Origin of the sequence: Streptococcus pluranimalium (genome assembly GCF_002953735.1) — a bacterium.
GTDB lineage: Bacteria > Bacillota > Bacilli > Lactobacillales > Streptococcaceae > Streptococcus > Streptococcus pluranimalium.
Window position 1 is genome coordinate 721,554 of the sequence record NZ_CP025536.1, and the last position, 15,905, is coordinate 737,458.

Here is a 15,905-nt window from a genome sequence, read left to right on the forward strand (position 1 = left end):
ACTGCCAAAAGGGTAGACACATTTTGTATTCTCATTTTTAATAAGTCAATATAATAAAGCCCTCGGAAAACTATATTTTCGAGGGCTTTGGTGATTAATGGGCACCATTAATACCCCTGTTGTGAATGGTTAGAAATGTAACAAGGAGGATTTCACATGAAAAAGATAAGGTCTCGTCAGCTGTTGAAGACAGTTTGTTTAGGAATTTTAGGAGGACTATTGATTATGGGGTTAGCAGGTTGTGATGTTAGAAAAAATAGTCGTGCTTATTTAGAAAGCAAGGCAGCAGAATTAGACCGTGTTTTTCCAACTAAAAATTTAGAGGATTTATTTGACGAGTTTCCGGGTGGGTTTAAATTATGGGGATTATATGATATAAAGGACGAAAACGGATATAGCTATTTGCAAGATATAAAACTTAATGGTCATTCAAAAAATAAAAAAATAACCGGTATTGTCCAAAATGTAAAAACAACAGCCGAACCAACCTATAAAGAAGAAGTTTTAAAAGAAAGCAAGTTTGAATATAAAAATGGGCAATTTAAGTTTGACAATCCAGAATTTAAAGAAAGTGACCTTGTAGTTGATGGGTTTTTGGTACAGTATTTAACGATTAATAAAAATGTATTATCTCAATCAAAGCTACTCTCAAAATCTTATAGTTGGGAAACAGAGGATGGAGTGATTTCTTACAAGTTAGTTGATAAAGCCTTGAATCAATATTTAAATGAAGATAGCAATGCGAAAGTTGATATGATCATCGATATTGATTACGAAACGATTCACGATGATGGATATGGCTATGCTTTAACATTTAAGTATGGAAAAGATGTTAAGTACTCTATAGGGGTAGCTGGCTATGATGAAGCAGGAGATAACAATGAAGAATAGTAATATCTCAACTTTAGACGCATCAAATTGGACTTATGAATTTGAAAAATTGGTTATAGATAAACCTAAAACAATTAATAAATTATCGGCAGTCGAGTCGAGAGTGGGGAGTAAACTCCCTACCCACCTCGAATACCTTGACAGCACCTATGATGACAAAACAAGCACCAGTGGCACTGCCTTTCTAGACAAAAACACCGGAGAGGTTATTATAGCCTGTACAGGAACCAATAAGGATGGCAATGCTGTTCAGGATATTATTGGTGCTGATTTAGGATTTGGCTAGCCTTAGTGTTAATCTATAATATGGTGGCAGTCAGAAATGTAACAAGGAGGATTTCACGTGAAAAAGATAAGGTCTTGTCAGCTGTTGAAGACAGTTTGTTTAGTAATTTTAGGAGGATTGTTGGTCATGGGTTTAGTAGGTTGTGATGTTAGAAAAAATAGTCGTGCTTATTTAGAAGGCAAGGCAGCAGAATTAGACCGTGTTTTTCCAACTAAAAATTTAGAGGATTTATTTGACGAGTTTCCGGGTGGGTTTACTTTTAGTACAATTTACTGGATGGATGATAAAGATGGTTGGTCTTATGCTCAAAAAATAAAGATTAAAGGAGACGGAAAAACTAGAAAGGTAACTGGCTTAGTAAAAAACATTAGAACAAAAGCAGAACCAGTCTATCGAAAGGAAGTTCTAAAAAAATCAGAAATTACTTACCAAGATGGACAATTAATTTTCGAAAATCCAGACTTTACTCTGGGAGAGTTAGAAACCAATGGTTATCTAATGAAAAAATTAGAAATTAGTAAAAATTCACTTTCGAAACTAAAGTTATTATCAAAATCTTATAATCTTGAGACTGGTGATGGGAGCTTGAGCTATGAATTAAACAATACAAAAGTGTCTAATTTTCTAAAAGTTAGCCGAGAAAATCCTATTGTTATGTATATAGATATTGATTACGAAACAATTCATGATGGAGCTTATAAATATGGTATTTCCTTGAAACAGGAAGATGATATAAAATACGTCATGGGTATAACAGGTAATGAGAATTTGAAAGGTAGTAAGAAGTGAAAAATAGTAATATCTCAACTTTAGACGCATCAAATTGGACCTATGAATTTGAAAAATCGGCCATCCAAGGAATCTCTAAAGAAAGAATTGTAGAATCTATAACTGAGAGAGTAGAGAGTAATTTTCCCACCCACCTCGAATACCTCGACAGCACATACGATAATAAGACAGGCACGAGCGGCACTGCCTTTCTAGACAAGAACACAGGCGAGGTTATTATAGCCTACACAGGAACCAATAAGGATGGCAATGCCCTTCAGGATATCATTGGTGCTGATTTAAGCGGCATCGGGATGGGATTTGGTAATTCCGAGTATTACGGTAGTTATTATGTTAAAATAATACGTATAGATAGCATAATGATTCTTGTTTGATTGTTAGATTTCTAAGTGTTAGTAAAGCTATTGGTAATAGTTAGAAATGTAACAAGGAGGATTTCACGTGAAAAAGATAGGGTCTTGTCAGCTGTTGAAGACAGTTTGTTTAGTAATTTTAGGAGGATTGTTGGTCATGGGTTTAGCAGGTTGTGATGTTAGAAAAAATAGTCGTGCTTATTTAGAAAGCAAGGCAGCAGAATTAGACCGTGTTTTTCCAACGAAGAATTTGGAAGACTTATTTGAAGAGTTTCCGGGTGGGTTTAAATTAGGAAGTTATTACTTAAAGGCAGAAAATGACAAAGAAGCAATTTCACAAACTATAGAGATAGTTGGTAACTCAACGACAAAAGAAATTGATGGAGTCATTAAAAATATTAAGGCAACAGACAATTCATCATATAATGAGGAAATTTTAAAAGAAAGTAAATTTAAGTACGTCAATAATGAATTTGTCTTTGATAATGATAATTTTACTGCGAAGGATTTAGAAACAAGAGACTTCTTAATAAATCAAATGGCGATTGATTCCAAAAAATTAACCGAGCTAAAATTATTGTCAAAATCTTACAGTTTTGATACTGGTAGTGGGAATCTACGATATCAATTAAAAGATAAAAAAATCACTCAATTTTTGAATTATAAGAATAATCCAACATTGGAAATGATAATTGATATTGATTACCCTACTATCCACGAAAGTAAATATGAATATTCAGTAACTTTACAAACTAAGAAAGATTTAAAATATATTATTAGCTTTAAAGGTTACGAAACTCTAGGTGAAGAAAATGAAGAATAGTAATATATCAACTTTAGACGCTTCAAACTGGACTTACGAGTTTGAAAAATTGGTTATAGATAAACCTAAAACAATTAATAAATTATCGGCAGTTGAGTTGAGAGTGGGGAGTAAACTGCCTACCCACCTCGAATACCTCGACAGCACATACGATAATAAGACAGGCACGAGCGGCACCGCTTTTCTCGATAAGAACACAGGCGAGGTTATTATAGCCTATACAGGAACCAATAAGGATGGTAATGCTGTTCAGGATATTGTTGGTGCTGATTTAGGGGGTATTGCGATAGGTCTTGGAGTGCATTACCAACCCGCTTTTGATTTTTATGAAACGATTCGCGGACGGTATGGAGATAACATCACCTTAACGGGACATTCTTTGGGAGGAAACGTTGCTCAACGGGTTGCGCTTGAATACAATGTTGATAACACGGTAGTCTACAATTCTGCGCCATTATATGTCAATCAGACATATGGATTCAAAGAGAGACTATATGATTGGGTGACACCGGGAGAGAGTAACGTTGAGAGAATTGATCAACAGCGTGAAACATTTACTGGTCAGGTGACACGTATCACCACGAAATGGGACCAGTTAAACCTTTTAACTGGTCCTTTTAGAGACGTTCATCTAGGAGAAGAATACATCCTTAAGAACTCAGGCGGTCATGGTTTAAACGATATAGTCAAAGACAAGGGGCAATTAACGCAAGTTCAAAAGATTCTAAAGCAACGAGGTCTAGGGACAGTGACGACAGTCGAGAAAAAACAAGCCAAGACCCTGGAAACAGTCAAAACGAGCTTAGCTAATTTGAGAAAACTTAAGAAGCAGTTTTCAGCCTCGGGAGGAGGTTTATCAAGTAACGAGCAACTCTATCTGGAAAAGGAGCAAGCTTTGATTTTAGCTTCTGGTATTCATGCTGCAGCTGTGACGGGTCGTGAAGACATAGCGTCTTTGGCTGAGAAGGCAGTCAAAAAAGCTGAGGATCTATATGCTAAAACCAATCATATACCAGCCATGGTTACAGAGCTAAGCCTAGATGAAGTAAAAGCCGTCTATGCAGAAGCTGGTGTGACTGAAAATAGTATTGTTGGAAAAACTAAGACGCATTTTGAAAAGAAGGTTAAAAAAGCTGATAACTTTGTCGAACCATTTGAAACCTTAAAGACAAATATAGGTCTTACCGTAGATGAGCTCGTTGCATCTGATAGCACACTGGCAGGAGAAATTGGTCATGCAGGATAAGATTGATCGTATCAATACAGAGATTCTGAAAGATCAGATAGCTCTGGAAGATTTGGAAATAGACCATCAAAAGAAATTAAAGGTACTTGAAGAAGAATATAATCTGCTAGAAGAAGACTTTTATCGGATAAGAACGATTTTTGAACAATCAGCCGAAGCGGCTCACTATGATGCAGACTATTTCAATAATCCTGATGGTTTGGCAACTTTTTATAAGGCGCTGGGTGATTTTTCAGAAGCGGCAGAAACAAAATTTTTTGAGGATAGAAATCAACTCACTCAAAAAGAGGAAGCTATTTTGACTGATTTTTCTCGTAAAAAAGGATTGTTAGAAGAAGAACTAAATCAGAAATACTATCAGCGCAAACGCTATTTCGAAGAAGCGGAGAGTTAGAAAATGGGCTATACAGAGATAATGGACATGATCACATCTGGCGCGACAGGGGGCGTGGAAGGTGCCAGAGCGTTAAAAAAGAAACTTGACCGATACTATATCAAAACCTATTGTGCGCCACCGATTAAAACAGATCGAAAGCAGATTGAAAAAACTTATGATGAACTGATTGATGTCGCAGCAGCTTCTGCTGGAACAGCTGTTCAAACGATTGGTGCACAGATGGATTCAGGCATCAAAGGAAAATCTGGAAAAGCAGTTCTTAATGTTGTCAATGATAACCGTAGTAAATTTTCAGATTTTTAAAGGGTGCATAAGGCAAGGGATTTTGAAAAGTAAATCTTGTAATTGAGTGATTAAAAAAAGTTTGGGAAACTGTCAGAACAAATGGCTCTTAGGGAAGTAGCTAAAGTCTCAGATGGCAAAGTCTCAAACCTTTTTGCTATAATGGTAGCTAATCATAAGCAAACAAACAGGGGTTATCATGATTAAAACAATTATCAAAGATACTTTTTTTCTAGGTCAAAGCTCACAACGTGCAAGCAAAGAAGACCTTTATATTGCGCAAGATTTACAGGATACGCTTGATTCTCATAGGGAATCTTGCGTCGGTTTAGCGGCTAATATGATTGGCTATCAAAAGCGTGTGATTATTATCAGCATGGGCTTTGTAGACCTAGTGATGTTCAATCCTGAGCTTGTCTCTAAAAGTGCTCCTTTCGATACAGAAGAGTCTTGTCTTTCTTTAACAGGAACTCGTCCAACCAAACGCTATCGACAGATAAGCGTGACTTATCGCGATAGCAACTGGATGACAAAGACCATTACGTTAAGAGACTTTCCAGCACAAATCTGCCAGCATGAGCTAGATCATCTAGAAGGGATTATCATTTAGCCAAACAAATGGGTTGAAGAAATGTTGGAAAAGCATTACTATGAGTTAGTTATGATAAGAAGGAGGAGCTGAATTGGTCAAACGTATTGGCATTATTGTAGGGAGTATTCGCGAAAAATCGTATTCTAAGTCTTTAGCTAAGGCTATTTCAGGATTTTTTCCGAAAAATACAGAGATTAATATGATTCGCATTGATGATCTACCACTTTTCAATCCTGATTTAGACCAAGATGTTAGTCTAAGACCTAGTAGTTACGACAGGTTTAGAAGGGAAGTGAAGGCGCAGGATGCCTTGATTATCATTAGCCCAGAGTACAATCGCACGATTCCTGCTGCTCTAAAAAATGCTATTGAGGTAGGGTCTCGCCCGATGACAGACATTGTTTTTAATGGTAAACCTACTTTGATTGTCACTCAGTCTGCTGGTAGTATGGGTGGTTTTGGGGTTAATCATCATTTGCGCCAGGCTTTGGTCTTTTTAAATGCTATAGCCATGCCCCAGCCAGAAGTCTATTTATCTGAAATTCATAAGGTGGTTGATAAGGAAGGGAACCTTTTAAGAACAGACACAACGACGTTTTTACAACTGGTTGTAACGAATTTCTTAGCTTTTGCTGATCGGTTTATGGATTGATATTAGCTTAGGATGCGATAGCACTTTATTTTTTTGAAAACACAAACGAAAATCACTAATTCTGGTGATTTTTTTGTTTTTTATAGAACAATAGCATTAAAAATACTCCAAACTATTCCAAAAGATAAAATCATAGACTTGACGAAATGACCACTTTGTTATATTATAGAGTGGTTACTTTGTGACGATACATAAACTGAAAATATATGGTCACTAAAGAAGGGAGACTAATGTGACATTACTTGAAGTCAAAAATTTAACCAAAGTCTTTGGTAAAAAACAAAAAGCTGCGCTTGATATGGTCAAGCAAGGTAAATCAAAAACAGATATTTTAGAAAAAACAGGTGCTACTGTTGGGGTCTATGATGCTAGTTTTGATATCAAAGAAGGAGAAATCTTTGTTATCATGGGGCTTTCAGGATCTGGTAAATCAACATTGGTTCGTATGCTTAATCGTTTGATTGAACCATCATCAGGTAGCATTATGCTTGATGGTAAGGATATTTCTAAGATGAATGCAGAAGAACTCCGTAATGTTCGTCGTCATGATATCAATATGGTTTTCCAAAGTTTCGCCTTATTCCCACACAAGACCATTTTGGAAAATACGGAGTTCGGTCTGGAACTTCGTGGAGTTCCTAAGGCTGAAAGACAAGAAGCCGCTGAAAAAGCGCTTGATAATGCAGGACTTTTAGCCTTTAAAGATCAATATCCGAACCAATTATCAGGTGGTATGCAGCAACGTGTTGGTTTAGCGCGTGCCCTTGCAAATAAGCCCAAAATTCTTTTGATGGATGAAGCCTTTTCAGCCCTTGATCCACTGATTCGTCGTGAAATGCAGGATGAGCTTTTAGATCTACAAGATGCTAATAAGCAAACCATTATTTTTATCAGTCACGACTTGAATGAAGCTCTTCGTATTGGGGATCGCATTGCTCTTATGAAAGATGGTCAAATCATGCAAATCGGTACTGGTGAGGAGATTCTTACCAATCCAGCTAATGATTTTGTTCGTGAGTTTGTAGAGGATGTCGATAGATCGAAAGTCTTGACGGCACAAAATATCATGATTAAGCCGATAACAACAACCCTTGAGTTGGATGGTCCTCAAGTAGCGCTTATGCGCATGCACACAGAAGAGGTGTCAATGCTAATGGCAACCAACCGTCGTCGCGAATTGATCGGAGCTGTCACTGCTGATGCCGCTATAGAAGCCCGTAAAAAAGGGTTATCACTTTCAGAGGTTGTTGATCGTGATGTTTTAACGGTTTCTAAAGATACCATTATTACGGATATCATGCCTCTTATTTATGATTCAACTGCACCAATCGCCGTGACCGATGATAATAACAAACTACTTGGTGTTGTCATCCGTGGTCGTGTGATCGAAGCCTTGGCAAATGTTCAAGACGATGCAGAAGTAACAGAAACTGTTGAGAAATAAAGAAAGAGGTAATCAATTTTGGATATTTTACAAAAAAAATTACCAGTTGCTCAACTGGTAGAAGCATTTACTGAGTGGATTACAAAGACCTTTTCAGGACTCTTTGATTTCCTACAAATGATTGGGAGTACCATCATGGATTTTGTAACCAATACCTTGGTTTTCATTAATCCGCTCTTATTTATCATTTTAGCAACACTAGCGGTCTTCTTCTTAGCTAAAAAGAAATGGCCACTCCCAACCTTAACAGCTCTTGGTCTCTTATTTATCTACAACCAAGGACTGTGGGAACAGCTCATGAATACCCTAACCTTGGTCATTGTCGCCAGTCTCATTTCGATTGTGATTGGTGTTCCATTAGGGATTTGGATGGCTAAAAACAATACGGTTAAGAATATTGTTAACCCGATTCTTGACTTTATGCAAACCATGCCAGCCTTCGTTTACTTGATTCCTGCCGTAGCCTTCTTTGGTATTGGGATGGTACCAGGTGTTTTCGCCTCAGTGATTTTCGCCCTACCACCTACTGTTCGTTTTACCAACTTGGCTATCCGTGAAATTTCAACTGAGTTGATTGAGGCTTCTGATTCATTTGGTTCGACACCATCACAAAAACTCTTTAAAGTGGAGTTGCCACTGGCTAAAAATACGATTATGGCAGGGGTTAACCAAACCATGATGTTGGCCCTTTCAATGGTTGTTACCGGATCAATGATTGGTGCCCCTGGACTTGGACGTGAGGTACTATCAGCCCTTCAAAAAGCAGATATTGGTAACGGTTTTGTATCAGGGATTTCCTTGGTAATCCTGGCAATCATTCTTGACCGTGTGACACAAGCTTTCAATGCAAAGTCTGAGGGTGGAAAACCCAAATCATCTATGAACAAGTGGATTGGTATCGCAGCCCTAGTTGTTTTCTTAGGAGCAGCTCTTGGACGTGTCTTTATGACGATGAGTAATGGAAATAGTGAGCAAGGGAAATCAGTGACGATTTCTTATATGCAGTGGGACACTGAGATTGCTTCCACTAATGTCATTGCAACAGTTTTAAAGGACAAGGGTTATAAAGTAGATATGATACCTCTTGATAACGCCGTGATGTGGCAATCTGTAGCTAATGGAGATTCTGATTTTTCTGTTAGCCCATGGTTACCAGTAACCCAGGCTTCCCTTTACAAAAAACATAAAAATCAACTGGATGATCTTGGCCCTAACCTTAAAGGAACTAAGTTAGGTTTGGTGGTGCCATCTTACATGGATGTTAATAGTATCAACGACCTTTCTGATCAGGCAGGTAAGACCTTGACAGGTATTGAGCCAGGTGCAGGAATTATGGAAGCTGCTGAAAATGCGCAGAAAGACTATTCAAATCTATCAGATTGGGAATTGACCAAGGCTTCAACTGGTGCGATGACAACAGCCCTTGATAAGGCGATTAAAAATGAAGAAGAGATCATTGTAACAGGTTGGTCACCACATTGGATGTTTTCAAAATATGATTTGAAATATCTTGAAGACCCAGAAGGTTCTTTTGGTAAGGAAGAAAATATCAATACGATTGCTCGAAAAGGGTTGAAGGAAGACTTACCAGAGCTTTATCAAATCATTGATCAGTTTAGTTGGACGACAGAAGATATGCAAGAAGTCATGCTTGATATGAACAAAGGCATGTCGCCTGAAAAAGCAGCTCGTAAATGGGTAGATGCTAACGAAGATAAAGTCAATGAATGGCTCAAATAATAATGAAGAAGTCCTTTGGGCTTCTTTTTAGTTTTTCTTAACTTTAACGTGGTATAATAGCACTTAATCAAGTATAGAAAGAGAATCTTATGTCAATTTATGGCTCCTACGCTCCCTATCTATCTGACATTTTGAATGACTTAACGCAACGCATTCAGATAGCTAATCAAGACATGAAAGAAAAAACAGGTTTTAAATTGTATGAACATTTTACAGCTAGAGTCAAATCAGAAGATTCCATGCTTGAAAAATTGTCTCGCAAAGGTTATGAGATAGATACTTATTCTGCTTTAAAGCGAGTCAAAGATAGTATTGGACTTAGGATTGTTTGTGGTTTTGTGGATGATATTTATAAAACAGTTGATTTCTTACGACAAATGCCAGATGTTACGATAGTGACAGAAAAAGATTATATTCAGGAAGCAAAACCTAATGGCTATCGTTCTTATCACCTTATTTTAGAAATAGAAACAAGCTTTCCAGACTGTTTAGGTAATGAGAATGGCAAGTATTTTGTTGAAATTCAACTTAGAACAATTGCCATGGATTCATGGGCTAGTTTAGAACATCAGATGAAATACAAACATGATATTACTAATGCTGAAATGATCACCAGAGAGTTAAAACGTTGTGCTGATGAATTGGCTTCCTGTGATTTAAGTATGCAGACCATACGAAACCTTATTCAAATGGAAATCAAGGATTAAGGAGTTTAATTTGAAAGTTTTATTAGCAGAGGATGAAATGCAAATGTCACGCGTTATTAGTGCCGCAATTTCTCATGAAGGATACGACCTTGATGTCGTTCATGATGGACAAGCTGCAGTAGAGATGGCTTTAAAAAATGTTTATGATGTTATAATCTTAGATATTATGATGCCAAAGAAGACTGGAATAGAGGCCCTTCAAGAAATTCGCGCGTCAGGAAATGAAAGTCATGCCATCATGTTGACTGCTATGGCAGAAGTCGATGATCGTGTGACAGGTCTAGATGCAGGGGCTGATGATTATTTAACAAAACCTTTCTCCTTAAAAGAACTTCTAGCTCGTTTGCGTTCAATGGAAAGGCGTATCGAAAGTCTATCACCAAATATTATTGAAGTTGGGACTGTTACTTTAAACCTAGGAGAGCAAGAACTTAAAGCGACTAACAGTATTCGATTGGCTGGTAAAGAAGCGCGTATGATGGCTTATTTCATGAGGAATAAAGAAAAGAGCCTCAGTGCAGAAAGTCTTTTTGATCATGTTTGGCCCAAAGAAGAAGGCGAGGACTTAGATAAATCTTACGTCTTTGTCTATATTGCCTATTTGAGACAAAAATTAAAGGCGATTAAGGCAAATCTTGTGATTGAAGATAATGGAGAAGAACAGTTTATTTTAAAAGAAAGAGAAGGAGCTCCGTATGTTTAGGCGACTTCGCATTCGTTTTATTTTAATTGCTTCTATCGCTATTTCTATCTTAATGGCTGCTGTTTTAGGGATTACAACAACAACACGTTATTTTCAAACACAAAGGGAAATCTCTGCTGTTTTACAAGTACTGTCCGATAATAAAGGTACGTTCCCTAGTCCAGACCGGATTCAAGAAAGATTGGGTCGCTCAACAAATCAAGATACTTTGAGCCAATATCGCTTTTTTAGTGCACAAGTTGGTAAGGATGGTCTGGTTACCAAGTTAGACACTAGTAATATTTCAGAGATATCTGTAACGGATGCTGAAAAATATGCAAAAAAACTAGTGGTAGAAGGTAATCAAACAGGGCGTTTTACTGATGATAGAAGATATTATGCCTATCAGTTAACTAAGCTAGCTTCAGGGGCTCAACAGATCATAATTCTTGATGTTTCAATCATCTTATCAGATTTTCAAGCAATCATGAATATTTCGATTTGGTTGGGTTTGATTGGTATTATTTTCTTTGTGATGATTGTGAGTGTCTTATCGCAACAGGCTATTGAACCTTATGTTAGAAATTATGAAAAGCAAAAGCGCTTTATTACCAATGCTGGGCATGAACTAAAGACACCACTAGCTATTATATCTGCCAATAATGAACTGGTAGAACTCATGATTGGAGAGTCAGAATGGACCCAAAGCACGGCAGATCAAGTCAGTCGTTTGACAGGATTGATTAATCAAATGGTCACTTTGGCAAGATTAGAAGAACAAGAAGATATTGTACTTCATGATTTAGATTTTTCAGCCATTACACAAGATGCTGCTGAAGATTTTAAAGGTCTTATCACTAAAGACGGGAAAGCATTTGAGATGGCTATCACTCCAAACCTTCATGTCAAAGCAGAAGAAAAGTCACTATTTGAACTAGTGACCATTTTGGTAGATAATGCTAATAAATATTGTGATCCAAATGGATGTGTGTCAGTCAGCCTAAAACCAGTTGGAACAGTTTCCAAGAAAGTGAAACTCAGTATTTCCAATACTTATAAAGACGGTAAAGATGTTGATTATAGTCGTTTCTTTGAGCGTTTTTACCGTGAAGATGAATCTCATAATAACGACACAAGGTCAGGTTATGGTATCGGATTATCCATGGCTGAAAGTATGGTTAAACTCTTTCATGGCAAAATTTCAGCCTCCTATAAAAACGATGAGATTATTTTCACTGTTATTTTGTAAGAATTATAGGACTAATTTTAATTCTTTTTGAATAAGTGTTACAAAGGCTTCAACGATATCAGAAGTCTTTTTCTGGTTGGAGATGACATAACCTAGGGTATGGATTGTACTATTTTCCAAGGGAACAAGCTTGATATGTTCTTTGACAAATCCTGTCACAATACCCAAACCAGAAGCATAGGCTTGGGTTGCTAAAAGCATGTTCATCAAGCTACCGCGGTCATTAGCATAGATTACCTTCTGACCGTCCTCGATAGCTAGGGGGTCTTCATCAAAAGTCATTCCAGAGTCATCTTGACTGAAGCGGATTTGAGGATAGCCTTGCAAGTCAGATATGCTTAATGCTTCCCTATCAGCTAAGGGGTGCTTTTTGCTCAAAAAGATACGTGTCTGAAAATCCCCTAGAGGTATGAAGGAAAGGTCCTTTTGTTTAAAACGACGCTCTAAACTGGACTGGTTGCTCTCATCCAGATAAATAATCCCCAAGTCACTTTGAAAAGAAGCAACACTATCGATGACGGCTTTTGTAGTCGTTTCTATCAACTGGAATTCTTGATAATCCTCAGAAAATAGTTCTGAAATTGTAGCCAGAGGTTGTGATAAAAAGTCATAGTGGTGACTAGCGACGACAAAATTTTTCTTAAAATCTTCTTGGTAGCGATGTTGAAGAAAGTCCAATTCACCAATAATGCGTTTAGCATATTTAATGAAATCATAACCATCATCAGTCAATCGAGCACCAGTATTAGAACGAATGAAAAGTTGGACTCCAAGTTCTTCTTCTAATTGATGGATAGAAGAGGAGAGGTTGGGTTGGCTAACAAATAAGCGTTTGGCTGCTTCGTTGAAAGAGCCAGCTTCGGCAATAGTAACAACGTAGCGACATTGTTGAAAATTCATAGAACCTCCGAAATCATGTGTTGCAACCATTATATCAAAAAGATTAGTAACTATATTTTAAAATTCTGATAGCAAGTTTGAAAGTGTCTATAAGTTTTTCTTATACCTATCTATCAAAAATAAAGATTAGGCAGGATAACGGTAGCATGTTAAGATATTAACATCAAAAAAAGAGAGGTAACATGTCATGGGGAAACCAATTATCGGCATTACAAGCACTGAAACCAAGGTATCACCTGACGGTTTGATGATTCATAGCTCGGTGTCTCGTCACTTTGCGCGTGCAGTCATCAAAGCTGGCGGTGTACCAATTCATATCCCAGTTTGTAGCCCAGACATGGCAGAATCTTATGTTTCTATGATTGATCATTTGATTTTATCAGGTGGTCAAGATGTGCAACCCTCTCTTTATCAGCAAGACAATGATAAGGATACCAGTCTTTATTTTCCGGAGAGAGATGATTTTGAATTTGCGCTTGTCCAAGAAGCTATTCGCCAGAAAAAACCGATTATGGGAGTTTGTCGAGGTATTCAACTTTATAATACAGTTCAAGGTGGTAGTTTGAACCTCGATATCAAGGGTCATCAGCACGAAAATCCTGAAGTTCTGGTTCATGGTATCTCAGTTGAAAAAGGCAATGCGCTTCACGATATCTTTGGAAACAAAGGAGATGTCAATTCCTTGCACCATCAAAGCATCAAGGATTTGGCACCGGGGCTGAACATTTTAGCGCGTGATAGCAAGGACGAAACGATTGAAGCTGTTCAATCTAGAGATAAACGTAGTTTTCTTGGGGTGCAATGGCATCCAGAATACCTTTTGGACATCAATCCCAAAAGCCAGTCCCTGTTTAATTATTTTCTTAGTTTATAGTAGGTCACCAGTCACGATAACATAAAATGCTATCGTTCTCCTTCATTCGACTGGAGCTTACGTTAACATTCCTATTCAAAACGAATGGGAATTTTTTGTTTTGATTGATTAAGCTAAATCAGCTATTCAGACGATTCTAAGTCGCATTTTCTGAAAAAATAGGGTAAAATAGTTCTGTTACAAAAGGTTAAAAGAAAAGATAAAATGATGAAATCTATAGGAATAGGTAAGTCGCATAGCAAGATTATTTTGATGGGAGAGCATTCCGTTGTTTATGGCTTCCCAGCTATCGCCTTACCACTAAAAAATATTGAAGTGACCTGCCAGTTGACACCAGCTGATCAGCCTCTGAAAATGACAATTGCTGATCCTTTGGTCACAGCGATTTTTGCTGCTTTGGAATATTTGGAAATTCCCCAAGCACAGGTTCAGTATAAGATTACCTCTTCTGTCCCTCAACGACGCGGCATGGGATCTTCAGCAGCAGTAGCCATTGCAGCTATTCGATCGGTTTTTGATTATTATGATAAGCCCTTGGACAATCAGACCTTGGAAATGCTGGTTAATCAAGCGGAAATCATCGCTCATACCAATCCAAGTGGTCTTGATGCAAAGACTTGTCTTAGTGATGAAGCTATCAAATTTATTCGTAATATTGGATTCTCAACTTTAGAAGTCGACTTGGATGCATACCTTGTGATTGCGGACACAGGTATTCACGGACATACTAGAGAAGCAGTTGAAAAAGTAGAGGCGCAGGAAGAAAAGGCTCTTCCCTTACTACATGGTCTTGGTCAGTTGGCAGATGCCTTTGAAGAAGCAATGGCCGATAAAAACCTGGAGCGCATGGGACAAGCCATGAATCATGCCCATGATTTACTAGATGAACTAGGTGTTTCAAGTTTACAAGCCAATCATTTAGTACAAGTAGCTAGAGACCATCAAGCTCTGGGTGCTAAAATGTCTGGTGGTGGTCTCGGTGGCTGTATCATCGCCCTTGTCGAAACAAAAGAAGAAGCTGAGCATGTCGCACAGCAATTAGAAAAAGAAGGAGCCCTTAACACATGGATCGAAAACCTGTAAAGGTCAAATCGTACGCTAATATTGCCATTATTAAATATTGGGGAAAAGCAGATGCTGAAAAAATGATTCCTTCAACCAGCAGTATTTCCTTGACTTTGGATAATATGTTTACAGAAACGCAGTTGAGCCCACTGCCTGATGCTAAGTCAGATGAATTCTATATTGGTGATGTGAAACAAGAGGCTGATGAACTTAACAAAATGAGCCAGGTTCTAAACCTTTTTCGGACAGATCCATCAGACTTTGTCAAAATCGAAACTTGGAATAACATGCCGACAGCGGCAGGTTTATCATCAAGTTCTTCAGGTTTGTCAGCACTTGTCAAAGCAGCTAATGACTATTTTCAAGCTGGTAAAAATCAAAGTGAGTTGGCACAAATAGCTAAGTTCGCTTCAGGATCATCTTCTCGTTCCTTCTTTGGGCCATTGTCAGCTTGGGATAAGGACACAGGAGAGATTTACCGTGTTGAAACCGATCTTAAGCTAGGGATGATTATGTTGGTTCTTAATGATCAACGAAAACCAGTCTCAAGTCGTGAGGGGATGAAGCGTGCTTCAGAAACATCAGCTTATTTCCCTGAGTGGCTTAAACAGTCTGAGCAGGATTATAAGGACATGTTGGGCTATCTCAAAGACAATGTGTTTGAAAAAGTTGGTGAATTGACAGAGAGCAATGCTCTTCGCATGCATGAAACCAACCATCAAGCTCAACCATCCTTTTCTTATCTAACGGATAAGACCCAAGAAGCCATGGGTTTCGTCAAGAAGCTTCGTGAGTCAGGCGAAAAATGTTACTTTACCATGGATGCAGGTCCAAATGTCAAAGTCCTTTGCCTAGAAGAGGACATGGAGCGCTTGGCAGCTATTTTCAAAGAAAACTATCACGTCATTATCTCAAGAACAAAGGCTCTCTAAG

Annotated in this window: 19 protein-coding genes; 18 read left to right on the forward strand and 1 reads right to left on the reverse strand. The window is 37.9% G+C overall.

The window, feature by feature from the left end; translation table 11 throughout:
- Positions 1 to 156 precede the first annotated feature (156 nt).
- The 15 genes from C0J00_RS03680 to C0J00_RS03750 all read left to right on the forward strand — a co-directional run bounded on the left by C0J00_RS03680 (position 157) and on the right by C0J00_RS03750 (position 12,133).
- On the forward strand, positions 157 to 891 hold the full coding sequence (locus C0J00_RS03680; RefSeq protein ID WP_233995864.1) for a hypothetical protein: 735 nt from the start codon (positions 157 to 159) through the stop codon (positions 889 to 891).
- Complete coding sequence (locus tag C0J00_RS03685) at positions 881 to 1,177, forward strand: hypothetical protein (protein WP_104967616.1); 297 nt, start codon at positions 881 to 883, stop codon at positions 1,175 to 1,177. Before C0J00_RS03680 ends, C0J00_RS03685 begins: the two co-directional genes overlap by 11 nt.
- 126 nt (positions 1,178 to 1,303) lie before the next feature.
- A complete protein-coding gene (locus C0J00_RS03690; RefSeq protein WP_104967617.1) occupies positions 1,304 to 1,966 on the forward strand; it encodes a hypothetical protein in 663 nt (220 codons plus the stop codon).
- On the forward strand, positions 1,963 to 2,340 hold the full coding sequence (locus C0J00_RS03695; RefSeq protein WP_233995865.1) for a hypothetical protein: 378 nt from the start codon (positions 1,963 to 1,965) through the stop codon (positions 2,338 to 2,340). The genes C0J00_RS03690 and C0J00_RS03695 overlap by 4 nt, the downstream gene beginning before the upstream one ends.
- A gap of 67 nt (positions 2,341 to 2,407) precedes the next feature.
- Positions 2,408 to 3,142, forward strand: a complete 735-nt coding sequence (locus tag C0J00_RS03700) for a hypothetical protein (RefSeq protein WP_233995866.1) — start codon at positions 2,408 to 2,410, stop codon at positions 3,140 to 3,142.
- The gene (locus tag C0J00_RS03705) at positions 3,132 to 4,388 is read left to right on the forward strand and encodes an alpha/beta hydrolase family protein (protein ID WP_104967619.1); all 1,257 of its coding nucleotides are present in this window, start codon (positions 3,132 to 3,134) and stop codon (positions 4,386 to 4,388) included. The genes C0J00_RS03700 and C0J00_RS03705 overlap by 11 nt, the downstream gene beginning before the upstream one ends.
- The gene (locus tag C0J00_RS03710) at positions 4,378 to 4,782 is read left to right on the forward strand and encodes a hypothetical protein (protein ID WP_104967620.1); all 405 of its coding nucleotides are present in this window, start codon (positions 4,378 to 4,380) and stop codon (positions 4,780 to 4,782) included. Before C0J00_RS03705 ends, C0J00_RS03710 begins: the two co-directional genes overlap by 11 nt.
- A 21-nt stretch (positions 4,783 to 4,803) precedes the next feature.
- A complete protein-coding gene (locus C0J00_RS03715) occupies positions 4,804 to 5,088 on the forward strand; it encodes a hypothetical protein (RefSeq protein WP_158667311.1) in 285 nt (94 codons plus the stop codon).
- A gap of 178 nt (positions 5,089 to 5,266) precedes the next feature.
- Positions 5,267 to 5,677 (forward strand): peptide deformylase, encoded by a 411-nt coding sequence (locus C0J00_RS03720; RefSeq protein WP_104967621.1) that lies wholly within the window; start codon positions 5,267 to 5,269, stop codon positions 5,675 to 5,677.
- A 73-nt stretch (positions 5,678 to 5,750) separates the two neighbouring features.
- On the forward strand, positions 5,751 to 6,311 hold the full coding sequence (locus C0J00_RS03725; RefSeq protein WP_104967622.1) for an NADPH-dependent FMN reductase: 561 nt from the start codon (positions 5,751 to 5,753) through the stop codon (positions 6,309 to 6,311).
- A gap of 232 nt (positions 6,312 to 6,543) precedes the next feature.
- Entirely contained in the window at positions 6,544 to 7,755 is a 1,212-nt protein-coding gene (locus C0J00_RS03730) for a quaternary amine ABC transporter ATP-binding protein (RefSeq protein ID WP_104967623.1), read from the forward strand.
- A 15-nt stretch (positions 7,756 to 7,770) separates the two neighbouring features.
- A complete protein-coding gene (locus C0J00_RS03735; protein ID WP_104967624.1) occupies positions 7,771 to 9,495 on the forward strand; it encodes an ABC transporter permease/substrate binding protein in 1,725 nt (574 codons plus the stop codon).
- Between the two features lie 89 nt (positions 9,496 to 9,584).
- Complete coding sequence (locus C0J00_RS03740; protein WP_104967625.1) at positions 9,585 to 10,202, forward strand: GTP pyrophosphokinase; 618 nt, start codon at positions 9,585 to 9,587, stop codon at positions 10,200 to 10,202.
- Between the two features lie 10 nt (positions 10,203 to 10,212).
- Positions 10,213 to 10,905: a response regulator transcription factor gene (locus C0J00_RS03745; protein WP_104967626.1), complete on the forward strand. Its 693-nt coding sequence runs from the start codon at positions 10,213 to 10,215 to the stop codon at positions 10,903 to 10,905.
- Positions 10,898 to 12,133, forward strand: a complete 1,236-nt coding sequence (locus C0J00_RS03750; protein WP_104967627.1) for a sensor histidine kinase — start codon at positions 10,898 to 10,900, stop codon at positions 12,131 to 12,133. Before C0J00_RS03745 ends, C0J00_RS03750 begins: the two co-directional genes overlap by 8 nt.
- Positions 12,134 to 12,136: 3 nt before the next feature.
- Here C0J00_RS03750 and C0J00_RS03755 read toward each other — a convergent pair whose 3' ends face one another.
- On the reverse strand, positions 12,137 to 13,033 hold the full coding sequence (locus C0J00_RS03755) for a LysR family transcriptional regulator (protein WP_104967628.1): 897 nt from the start codon (positions 13,031 to 13,033) through the stop codon (positions 12,137 to 12,139).
- 187 nt (positions 13,034 to 13,220) lie between these two features.
- On the opposite strand from C0J00_RS03755, the gene C0J00_RS03760 reads away from it, so the two are divergent.
- The 3 genes from C0J00_RS03760 (at position 13,221) to mvaD (ending at position 15,904) form a co-directional block, all read left to right on the forward strand.
- A complete protein-coding gene (locus tag C0J00_RS03760; RefSeq protein ID WP_104967629.1) occupies positions 13,221 to 13,907 on the forward strand; it encodes a gamma-glutamyl-gamma-aminobutyrate hydrolase family protein in 687 nt (228 codons plus the stop codon).
- Between the two features lie 204 nt (positions 13,908 to 14,111).
- Positions 14,112 to 14,990, forward strand: a complete 879-nt coding sequence (gene mvk, locus C0J00_RS03765) for a mevalonate kinase (RefSeq protein WP_199773979.1) — start codon at positions 14,112 to 14,114, stop codon at positions 14,988 to 14,990.
- Positions 14,972 to 15,904 (forward strand): diphosphomevalonate decarboxylase, encoded by a 933-nt coding sequence (gene mvaD, locus C0J00_RS03770; RefSeq protein WP_104967630.1) that lies wholly within the window; start codon positions 14,972 to 14,974, stop codon positions 15,902 to 15,904. The genes mvk and mvaD overlap by 19 nt, the downstream gene beginning before the upstream one ends.
- The last annotated feature ends 1 nt before the right edge of the window (position 15,905 follow it).